The sequence below is a fragment of the Roseofilum sp. genome (assembly GCF_982964205.1).
This window is the reverse complement of the sequence record NZ_CEZBFX010000079.1, coordinates 1-9,639: the sequence shown is the minus strand read 5'-3', so window position 1 is coordinate 9,639 and position 9,639 is coordinate 1. Positions and strand designations below refer to the sequence as shown.

Annotated in this window: 11 protein-coding genes; 3 read left to right on the top strand and 8 right to left on the bottom strand. The window is 45.5% G+C overall.

The window, feature by feature from the left end; genetic code table 11:
* Positions 1 to 943, top strand: a 943-nt coding sequence (lepB, locus tag AC3A14_RS17255) for a signal peptidase I (protein WP_487779080.1), incomplete at its 5' end; no start/stop codon positions are given.
* Positions 944 to 1,261: 318 nt separating this feature from the next.
* Here the strand turns inward: lepB and AC3A14_RS17250 are convergent.
* Together AC3A14_RS17250 and AC3A14_RS17245 are read right to left on the bottom strand one after the other, a co-directional pair.
* Positions 1,262 to 1,453 (bottom strand): hypothetical protein, encoded by a 192-nt coding sequence (locus tag AC3A14_RS17250; RefSeq protein ID WP_318700127.1) that lies wholly within the window; start codon positions 1,451 to 1,453, stop codon positions 1,262 to 1,264.
* Positions 1,450 to 2,025, bottom strand: coding sequence for an ATPase (locus AC3A14_RS17245; RefSeq protein ID WP_318700126.1), 576 nt, complete (start codon positions 2,023 to 2,025; stop codon positions 1,450 to 1,452). Before AC3A14_RS17245 ends, AC3A14_RS17250 begins: the two co-directional genes overlap by 4 nt.
* Before the next feature lie 154 nt (positions 2,026 to 2,179).
* Between AC3A14_RS17245 and AC3A14_RS17240 the strand changes: the two genes are divergently transcribed.
* Entirely contained in the window at positions 2,180 to 3,022 is an 843-nt protein-coding gene (locus AC3A14_RS17240) for a Uma2 family endonuclease (RefSeq protein WP_487779079.1), read from the top strand.
* Here AC3A14_RS17240 and AC3A14_RS17235 read toward each other — a convergent pair.
* The 5 genes from AC3A14_RS17235 to mtnB all read right to left on the bottom strand — a co-directional run bounded on the left by AC3A14_RS17235 (position 3,019) and on the right by mtnB (position 8,027).
* Positions 3,019 to 4,206, bottom strand: a complete 1,188-nt coding sequence (locus AC3A14_RS17235) for a glycosyltransferase family 4 protein (RefSeq protein ID WP_318735450.1) — start codon at positions 4,204 to 4,206, stop codon at positions 3,019 to 3,021. The genes AC3A14_RS17240 and AC3A14_RS17235 overlap by 4 nt on opposite strands.
* A gap of 91 nt (positions 4,207 to 4,297) precedes the next feature.
* Entirely contained in the window at positions 4,298 to 5,677 is a 1,380-nt protein-coding gene (locus AC3A14_RS17230; protein WP_318735453.1) for an MFS transporter, read from the bottom strand.
* A gap of 12 nt (positions 5,678 to 5,689) precedes the next feature.
* Entirely contained in the window at positions 5,690 to 6,538 is an 849-nt protein-coding gene (gene recO, locus AC3A14_RS17225; protein WP_318735457.1) for a DNA repair protein RecO, read from the bottom strand.
* A gap of 26 nt (positions 6,539 to 6,564) precedes the next feature.
* Entirely contained in the window at positions 6,565 to 7,293 is a 729-nt protein-coding gene (gene mtnC / locus AC3A14_RS17220) for an acireductone synthase (RefSeq protein ID WP_318735460.1), read from the bottom strand.
* A gap of 83 nt (positions 7,294 to 7,376) precedes the next feature.
* Entirely contained in the window at positions 7,377 to 8,027 is a 651-nt protein-coding gene (gene mtnB / locus AC3A14_RS17215) for a methylthioribulose 1-phosphate dehydratase (RefSeq protein ID WP_318735463.1), read from the bottom strand.
* A gap of 98 nt (positions 8,028 to 8,125) precedes the next feature.
* Between mtnB and AC3A14_RS17210 the strand changes: the two genes are divergently transcribed.
* Entirely contained in the window at positions 8,126 to 8,626 is a 501-nt protein-coding gene (locus AC3A14_RS17210; RefSeq protein WP_318700119.1) for a tellurite resistance TerB family protein, read from the top strand.
* Positions 8,627 to 8,758: 132 nt separating this feature from the next.
* On the opposite strand, the gene deoC is transcribed toward AC3A14_RS17210, so the two are convergent.
* The gene (deoC, locus tag AC3A14_RS17205; protein WP_487779078.1) at positions 8,759 to 9,454 is read right to left on the bottom strand and encodes a deoxyribose-phosphate aldolase; all 696 of its coding nucleotides are present in this window, start codon (positions 9,452 to 9,454) and stop codon (positions 8,759 to 8,761) included.
* Between the last annotated feature and the right edge of the window lie 185 nt (positions 9,455 to 9,639).

Genomic DNA, 9,639 nt, shown 5'->3' with positions numbered 1-9,639 from the left:
GCTGATTGTCGGGCTGATTGGAGGGCTGATTGTCGGTCTGAGAGCCGACTTAAAAGTGAGGCAACGCCCCAATGAAGGCATCAAGGAAACGGGGATTAAAACCCTGATTACCATCGGGTTAGCGATGCCCCTCTGCCCGCTCATGGTTATTGTACCGAATTGGGCGACGGGACAGGAGGTCGATCTGCTGACTGCCTTGATTCAAGGGGCAGGAATGGGAATAATACTCGGATTTTTGGCTGGGGGTGGTGTTGCCTTAATCCAACATTTTGCCCTGCGTTGGGTGTTGTTTCATCAGGGAAACATGCCTGAGAATTATGCACACTTTCTCACTCAAGCCAGTCAAGCAGGCATCTTAAAACAATCGGGGGGACGGTTTCGCTTTTATCACGACACACTGCGGGAACATTTAGCCCAAGAAGTCTCCCTCCCTGCCTATACCCTGCCCCCACACCAAATAAATTGGGGTTTAGTGTTGATATTGTTCTTCATGAGTGTTTGGTTGCCCAGAAGCATCGATACCTTTTCTGCTCAACGCATCACTAACGTGGGACTAGATCCAATTTTCCGCCCTCAAGACACCGTATTTATTGACCGCTTAACCCATCGTTTTCGTCCGTTCCATCGAGGGGATATCATTTTCTTTGAAATGCCAGAATTGAGTGTTATCAAATACATTATTGCCGAACCCCAGGAAACCCTAGAAATCCGATCCGGTGAAGTGTTTATCAATGATGAACCCCTCGATACGGGTTCCATCGAGTTACCCCCCACATTTAACCAACCCCCCATCACCCTCAACTCCGATGAATATTACGCCATTGTCACCGACCCCGATTATAAATACCAAGATGTCGGTCAAGTCGTCTCCCGCCAACAAATTCGCGGTCAAGTGATTTTCCGGTTGTATCCCTTCCATCGCTTTGGTTCAATGAACAATTAACAATTAAATCCGAATCATCAGCTATGATTTGTCATTGCGTTTAGCGAAGCTTGCGCGAAGCGCGAACGGAACGCAGTGGAGTGAAGCAATCTCGATCGTCTCGATAATTGTAGCGATTGCTTCCCTGCGATCGCAATGACAACTGTTTAACCGGATTTGATATAACAATTCAAATCCAGAAACCGGGTTTCTTGCGTATCTTCGCATTGGTGTCCATAACTGTGGCAGAAACCCGGTTTCTTTCCCCCTCGCGTTAACTCAGAAACTTGTCCCAAACCCATTGTTCATTGTTCATTGTTCATTGTTCATTGTTCATTGTTATGGTAATAGCTCAATATCCAAGTCTTCTGGTGCAATCCACACCACTTTTCCATCCTTCCAGGCTGCAACTGGATTTCCCAGTTGTTTGTGTTCCCATACTGCTCGATTAATGGCTTTTTGAATCCCTTGATCAATTAAGATATGTTCAGCAAAAATAGCGGGAATATCCTTATCGTTAGTTTCACTCATGATTCACCTCTTAAGATAATATTCCATGTTTCTTGATTATATATCACCTCATCGATTTCGATTCCTCCCATCGCAATAATTGGTGATTCTTTCGGATCGGAATTGTCATAAAAAAGCCAAGTATCCGCAATGGCTTGGTATAATTGAAAAAAGTTTCGGACTCCTGCATGGTAACGACGACGAATGGTTTCTTCCGGTACATGATGACCTCCTCTGCGAACTCGTTCTTGAACGCGAGCGATCGCTAATTCAGGATTGACTAACCAGAGAAAAATCAAATGAAATCGATATCCAGTTAGCCTCAAGGAAGTAATCCAAGGGGCAAAGCTACGAGTTGCTAAGGTGGTTTCAAAAGCAAAATCAAGCCGCTCATTGGCTAGTTCTTGGAGCCGCTTGAGCATGATCCGGCCAGCGCGAAATGCTATTTGTTCTGGATTAAACCCCGATAGACCTTGGGCGATCGCATCAGCATTAACATATTCGTTAACGCTTAAAACTCCTGGTAACAAGATCGGCGCACTGGTCGATTTTCCAGCCCCGTTGGGCCCAGCAATAACAATTAATTGTGGCATGGGAATCTGCACCCTTAACAATACAAGAATCTTAGATCAAATTCTTAAAGGTTTGCATCAATCGATCCTTGGGAGGCAAGGGGCTTAGAGCAACTTGTCGAGTAACTAACCGATTCAGTTATACTGTGATAACCGAGTGTTGAGGGAAAAAGCCATGTCAGTCCAACTTATTGACGAACAATTACCTCAGACTGAACCACAAGAGCAAGAAGTCATTCCCCTTCCGCCAACCGACTTACCCTACGACGACGGAGAACCCTTGGAAAGCAACCGCCATCGCATCGCTATGAATGTTCTGATTGCTTCCTTGCATCAGGCGTATCAAGAACGCAATGATTATTACACGGGTGGGAATATGTTCGTCTACTACAGTAGCGCACAAGTCCGAAACAAAGACTTTCGCGGCCCGGATTTTTTTGTGGTATTAGATGTAGATGGAACAATTGAGCGCCGCAGTTGGATCTTGTGGGAAGAGCAAGGACGTTATCCTGATGTGATTGTGGAATTGATGTCCCCTTCCACGGCAGAAGTTGACCGGAATGAGAAGAAAGAGTTGTATGAAAAAGTCTGGAAAACTAACGATTATTTTATCTACGATCCCTTTGACTCTGAGTCATTACAAGGATGGAATTTAAGTGGAACGCGCAAGTATGATGAAATTGCGCCAAACGATCGCGGATGGCTGTGGTGTGAGAGTTTAGGATTATGGTTGGGCACCTGGAATGGGGAGTTGATGAAAGAAAATGCTTCTTGGTTGCGCTTTTATGATGCTGAGGGTAATTTGGTATTGTTGCCGGAAGAAGTGGCAGTGCAGGAGCAGGAAAGAGCCGATCGCCAACAGGAAAGAGCTGATATTGCTGAATTAGATCGCGATCGCGAACGTCAGGAAAAGGAATTGGAGCGAGAAAGAGCCGATCGCGCAGAATCTAATTTACAACAATTACGCGAAAAACTCCGACAGTTGAATATCGATCCGGATACTCTCGAGTCCCCTTAATTAACCAAGCTCCGGTAAGATGCATCGTTACTCTGTTCAATGACCTCATCATAAAGCTGTTCCACCTGAGAAATATTACGATTAAGCGTATAGCGTTCTAATACTCGTTGACGCGCTTTTTGTCCCAGCATAATACTTAATTCGGGATGATCCCGAAACAAAGGCAAGAGGGTTTGTAACTCAGTCGTTACGCGATTCGCATTCAAAATCACCCCAGCACCCTTTTCCAAAACCTCACCATCAGCTCCCACATCCGTTGCCAGACAAGCCGTTCCGCAAGCCATGGACTCCAACAGAGAGAGAGACAATCCCTCAACAAAAGAGGGTAAAATAAACACATCTGTTCCCCGTAAAATCTCGATTCGACGCTGCTCATCCCCAATAAAGCCCAACCAAACAATCCCCTGTTCTGCTCCATAGGAAGCTCTGAGGGCAGTTTGCAGGGGGCCAGTCCCGACGATCGCCAACTTACACCCCGACCCCAAATCCGCCATTCTCCAAGCCTTCAGCAGCGACTCCACATTTTTCTCAATAGCAATGCGTCCTTGATACAAAAATAACCGTTCTGCCTGCAATTGCTGCTTAATCGAAGAAGGGCCAGGGGAATATTTCAGGGCATCCACCCCATTAGGAATCACCACCACTTTGTATTCCGGAACCCCCAGTTTAATCAGAATCTCGCGCTGCATCTGGGAAAAGACAATAGTTTTATCATAATTTGCCAAACAAGGGGCATAAAGTTGATAGGTGAGTTGTTGCGTTCCCGAAGAAAAATTGCGTAATTTGCGGTCAAATGCTGGATGAAATGTCGCCACCAAAGGTAAATGCAAATCTTGGCAAATTTCCGGCAGCAAAAAATCCAGAGGAGACAAGGTTAAAGACGCATGAACCAGATCCGGTTGCAAAGAATGGAGCGATCGCGCTAAAACCTTAGACGAACTCAACGTCGGAATCGTATAAATTGTTGATTTATACAAACAAGGAATCGGTACTTCTGGACAATCCGGCCAGCCTTCCGAAGAGGCTTGAGCGCCATTCGCTGGCAGTTCTGCGACCCCATCCTCCGAGGCAAAATGAAAAAAACTCACCTGATGTCCGCGATCGAGCAACGCATTCGTCACCTCACGGGAATAAGTGACGTTACCACAGAACGGAGATTTTTTACCAAGCCAAGCGATATGCATTCAATTGCCAAGAAGGGGATAGGGAGATGGGGGGATCGAGATCTACTGCATAGCAAAGAAAACTGCTGTATTGCGCCAGCGATGCCCAGCATTATCGGGTTGGAGACAATGACGATCGATCCCGATCTCCTGTACGGGAAATATACCAGGTTGAGACTCCCCCTGCGAAGACTAAGAGGGCTAAACCAGCTAAAACCACTTGAATTCCCCATCCAGCTTCCGCCATGCTCACCAAAGCCAGAGGAAAACTCAAGGCGATATTAATAGCATTATTTTGCAAGCCGAACACCTTCCCCCGCATCTCTTCCGGTGTTTGCGATTGAATCGTCGTTTGCATGGGAATGCCAATAAAGGCGGCTGAGGAACCTAACAAACTAATCCAAAACAGAGACCATCCCAAGTATTGAACCGTAAACGACAAACCGAGCAGCGATCCTGCCATCCCCATCGATCCGATTAAACTCAGTTGAGCATTCGATCCCCAACGATGGCCGAATTCTCCCACGACAGCCGAACTGATGCCCAAACCGATTCCGCCAACGGCTAATAATAGGCCAAATTGGGAGGGTTCAAGACTGGGAATAATTTCGGCAATGCGAACGGCTAAAACGGCTAAGGCGGCAAAAATACAGGAGAGAATAATCAGTTGTAAAATTGCATTGCGAACCCGATGGCGATCGCGCAAAAACTGTAATCCATCGCGCAGATCTTGCAAAACATGAGGGTGTTCGTGGTCTGGGGGATAAGTATTTTCTTGAGTATTCACCACCAACAAAATCACACCCGCCAACAGATAACCACCTCCCACTAGAACTTCTTTACCCAAGTCGCCATTACCTAAAATCGGGCTAATCAGGTGACTTGCTAGGTTCAGAAGTGGGTCGCCAAGAGCAAATCCCAGGATCACCGAGGCCATCATGGTAGAAGTGTAGAGCGAATTAGCTGGCAAGAGCAAATGGCGCTTGACAATTAGGGGAATAATGGCTTGTTCGGCAGGAGCAAAGAATTGGGTGAGAGTAGAGACGGCAAAGGTGATCCCTAAGAGCAACGCAAAACCGAGGGGAATATCGATCGCCAAGTCAATTCCCGCAGATAGACTTAAGAACAGAGGAATCGTCAGCACAAAGGCTCCTCGGAGTACGTTGGTGAGAACCAAGACCGATTTTTTCGGCCACCGATCCACAAATACCCCAGCTAAGGAGCCAAATAAGACAGCGGGAATCGTAAAAGCAATCATGATCGCTGATACCCAACCGCTAATGGTTTGCTCCTGTTGTTGAAACTCGCTAGTAATAATGGCGATCGTTAAAACTAGATAGATTTTATCGGCTAACTGGGAAAAAACTTGACCGCTCCACAGGGTGAGAAAATTGCGGTTTTTGAGGACTGCACCCAGACTAGGAGAGGGTGGAGGAAGATTAGGTTTAGGGGTTTTAGGGGTTATTTCTCCATCGGTTTTGGATAGGGACATAGGATTTAAACTTCAGGGATCTTTTGGCAAGTTGGCAAGGCAAGGCTCCATGAGGGTTGCAGCTCGTATCGGTCGATCGAAGTGATATTGAGCATAGGCACGCAGGAGGTTTTCTAGGGAAGGCCAGAGATGGTCTATTCCTTGTTCTAGTTTAGGGAGTTCTGGCCCCGCTAGATGCTGAAGTATCCATAATTGACTGGCGTTGAGGGAAAATGCTGGAGGTTGGGGCAATTTCCGAGGTGAACGTTGTACCTGATAGCTGGCTCCAGATTCTTGAACCTGAAAGACTTGTCGCTCTTTTTCCTCGCTCACAATGCCACCAGAGGCGAGGTTAAATTGAATTTTCCACTGGGGATCGTTGAAATTGGGCGCGATCGCCTGTCCCGTTCTACAACAATTTTGCACTTGTGGCGCAATTCCCGCTAGGGCCAACAGGTGAAAGATACCTTGAATTAAGCGAGGTAAGGTGAGGTTGAGGTCGCTGGTTTCCAGGCGATCGAGATGGAGCAACAGTAGGTCATAGAGGTCTGTTTGGGAGCGATCTGTGAGGGCTTGGCAGAGGACTAATTCTGCCAAGTATTGACTTGCAGTCAGTTTGAGTAAATCTCGACTTAATCCCGGATAGGATTGAATCGTTTGCGCTTGAATGATTTTATCGAGCGATCGCCCCTTCACCACCAACAATTCATTCACCACAAATAACCCACTGCGTCCCCCTAAACTGGACTTAGCTTTTCTCGCTCCGGGGGCGATCGCCCGAATCAATCCAACTTCCGGGGTTAACACCGTCAATAACCGGTCAGATTCTCCCATCGGCATTCCCTTCAAATTAATGCCCGTTGCCTTATAGGTTTTGCTCATAATATCAATTAAAATTAAAAATGGTATTAGATGCCCTCAAAAGTTTGAATTAAAGTAAATCCTTGAGGATCGGTACTATAATTTCCAGGTCTTGAAGAGAACCTAGACTTCATACCGCTAGCTCTAGCCGCTTGTAATTCAGAGACAACATCAGAAATAAATAGAATTTCCCTTGGAGCGATTTCAATGATTTCGGCAATCTTTTTATAGCTTTGAGATTCCAGTTTCGATCCAGTTCGAGTATCAAAATATCCGCTTAAAAAAGGCGTTAAATTTCCGATCTCTGAATAACGAAATAGCAATTGTTGTGCCTGTACACTCCCCGACGAGAAAATATAGAGTTTTTTGCCAGCAGCCAACCAACGTTCAAAAGCGGGTTTTACATCTGGGAAAAGCTGCGCTCTAAGGGTTCCATTTCTATATCCCTGCTCCCAGATTTTCCCCTGAAGAGACTTGAGAGCAGTAGACTTACGATCTGTAGCAATTAGGTAATGAATATAAGGAACCGCAGCAATAGGATCAGTACCAGTCCAGTCCAGTATAGCATCTCCTTTTGCGCGATCGATTTCATATTCCTGACGTAGCAGATTGAGGTCATCTTGCACCTCAGGTTCGCCACCGCGTTCTTTGAGAAAAACTTCGGCGTTATCTCTTGCAAAGGGAAATAAAACCTCAAAAACAAAATTTATAGGTGTTGTCGTTCCCTCAATATCTAACAGCAACGCCCTAACATTATCTCTAGTTTTTTCTACCATATAGTATTTCCAAATCATTGGTTGAAACAACAGCGATCGCCCTTGGAAGTATTACTAGCTGCAATTTTCCTCCCGTTGCCCAATCAATCCGCTAAGACAAGTTGGCGGTAAGTCACCTCGAACAAAAATTCTAAAATTTCCAGATGTCGTCGAGCCTGAAACAGAGTTTCTCCCCAAGTATACAGCCCGTGGCCTGCTAAGAGAAATCCATAAGTACGAGGAAAAGACGTTCCCTCATTTCCATAGTGAGAATTAAGTTGGAGGTGAGAACCAACTATTTGGCTCAATTGTTGCATATCTTGAGAGTTTGGCCAGATGGGGATATTAACAATCGTCTCATGAGTAAGAATCCCCTCTAAACCCTTGAGCATTTCGTAACCCGTTAAGATGAGTTTCCCTTCACGCAAAAAGTGTTGTGACAAAAGAGTATTAAAGACTGAATGGGTGTGTATAATAGCTCCCATTCCTGTCTCCCTGACAATTGTGAGGTGCAGTAAAGTCTCTGATGAAGGTTTCCCCGTCCCTTTGACAACTGCTCCAGCTTCGTTAATTTCAACTAAATCCTGCGATCGCACCAAGCCCTTATCTATCCCGCTAGGAGTCATCAGCAAAGTCAGAGGTTCTCTCTGGAGGACTGCACTAAAGTTCCCTGCCGTACCAGTAGACCAACCCTTGCTATGAATATCTTTAATCACCCAGAGTAAAACTTCGTGTAAATTTGGTGAATTTAGCATTAAGATTTTCCTCCACTATTTTATAGCAATACCATTATTGACCCTTTAAGTTAGATGTGATAAGGTGATCGAGACAATTTGTCAAGGAGAGAAAGAAGTTGGATAAAGAAAATACGTTAAGAGCTTCGCGTTGGTCTAATAAAGAACAATGGGGATGGTCTTATAATACTTATATAAATCTGGGCGATGCCGTAGATTTTTTAAAGGCGATTTTGCTTTGCACTAAAGGAGATAGCGTAATTAGCAAAGAAGAGCGTGAATGGGTACTGGGCTTTGCAGCTTCTCGGGAAATGCCCACTTCAATAATTGAAGAAGTGGAATCCTATAATGGTGATGAAGATATTGCTGATGTTCTGGCACGCAGTCCGATAGTAGAAAACGGGAAAAAAGGCACAATTTATTGGGCAATAAAAGCCTGTAGTGCAGATAAAGAATATCCAGAAGCGGAAAAACAAGCCATTCGGAAAATGGCAGATCTGATGGGCGTTTCTGAGGAAGTAGTAAAGGAAATTGAAGAAGTAATTATTGAAGAGCAGAAACTGAGGGATAAACGAAACTCTTTGGTGTATGGTAACAAGATATTTTGGGAGGATAACTAATACTAGCTTTTCCAGAGCGTAGGTTGGGTTTCACGATCGTGAAACCCAACCTAAACTTTATCCTCTCAAGCTCTCTCTTCTGTCACTTTCCCAAAAAGTGAAAAGTCACAGAAGAGGGATTACCAATATCGATCACCTATTACCAGGGCGAAGCGCCATATCGCGCTCTTCCATTAACATCATCCCCCGTGAAGTCCCCAACCGCGTTGCACCTGCATCAATTAAGGCATAAGCTTGCTCTAAATTGCGAATGCCACCAGAAGCTTTAATCCCCACATTTCCTCGGCTGATAGACTTCAATAACTTTACATCTTCCACCGTCGCACCTCCTTGCCAACCCGTACTCGTTTTCAGGAACGCCACCCCCGCATCTAAACAAAGCTCTGCCGCTAATCGTTTTTCGGCTTCCGTCAACACCGTCATTTCTAAAATTGCTTTCACCGTTTGCCCCGTTTCCTCACAAATTTCCGCCATTTCCCGATGCACGGCTTCGCTTTTTCCCGCCTTCAGTAAGCCGATATTAATCACCACATCTAACTCTACTGCTCCATGTTCAACCGCTTCTTGGGCTTCGTAGAGCTTTACCCCTGGTGTTGTCGCACCCGTGGGAAAGCCAATCACCGTACACACTTTAGTCGATTTTCCTTGTAAGATATCCGCTGTTTGCCGCACGTAAACGGGAGGCACGCACACCGTAGGAAAATTCATAGCTATGGCTTGTTCGCACCACTGCTGTACTTGTTCCGGTGTTGCTGTGGGGTGCAACAGGGAATGTTCGATATAGTCAGCGACATCAATTTCTGAATAGTCTGAATAGTCTACAGCCATAATCCCTAGTGAGCCTTGATTGGGTTATCCTCTATTTTTCCGGATCAAGGGGACACAAGGCAACTGGATCGGGAGAGAGTGGACTATCTGAGCTAATTTGATGCATGAGAAAAAGATAGCGCTTCGCGCTATACCCCTCTTCTATCACTCTAGGCAGAGGAAAATAAGAAATCAGGCTCAAGGGA

Coding starts and splice junctions, on each gene's coding strand:
- AC3A14_RS17250 (WP_318700127.1), bottom strand. CDS start 1,453: ATGAGTGAAACTAACGATAAGGATATTCCCGCTATTTTTGCTGAACAT.
- AC3A14_RS17245 (WP_318700126.1), bottom strand. CDS start 2,025: ATGCCACAATTAATTGTTATTGCTGGGCCCAACGGGGCTGGAAAATCG.
- AC3A14_RS17240 (WP_487779079.1), top strand. CDS start 2,180: ATGTCAGTCCAACTTATTGACGAACAATTACCTCAGACTGAACCACAA.
- AC3A14_RS17235 (WP_318735450.1), bottom strand. CDS start 4,206: ATGCATATCGCTTGGCTTGGTAAAAAATCTCCGTTCTGTGGTAACGTC.
- AC3A14_RS17230 (WP_318735453.1), bottom strand. CDS start 5,677: ATGTCCCTATCCAAAACCGATGGAGAAATAACCCCTAAAACCCCTAAA.
- recO (WP_318735457.1), bottom strand. CDS start 6,538: ATGAGCAAAACCTATAAGGCAACGGGCATTAATTTGAAGGGAATGCCG.
- mtnC (WP_318735460.1), bottom strand. CDS start 7,293: ATGGTAGAAAAAACTAGAGATAATGTTAGGGCGTTGCTGTTAGATATT.
- mtnB (WP_318735463.1), bottom strand. CDS start 8,027: ATGCTAAATTCACCAAATTTACACGAAGTTTTACTCTGGGTGATTAAA.
- deoC (WP_487779078.1), bottom strand. CDS start 9,454: ATGGCTGTAGACTATTCAGACTATTCAGAAATTGATGTCGCTGACTAT.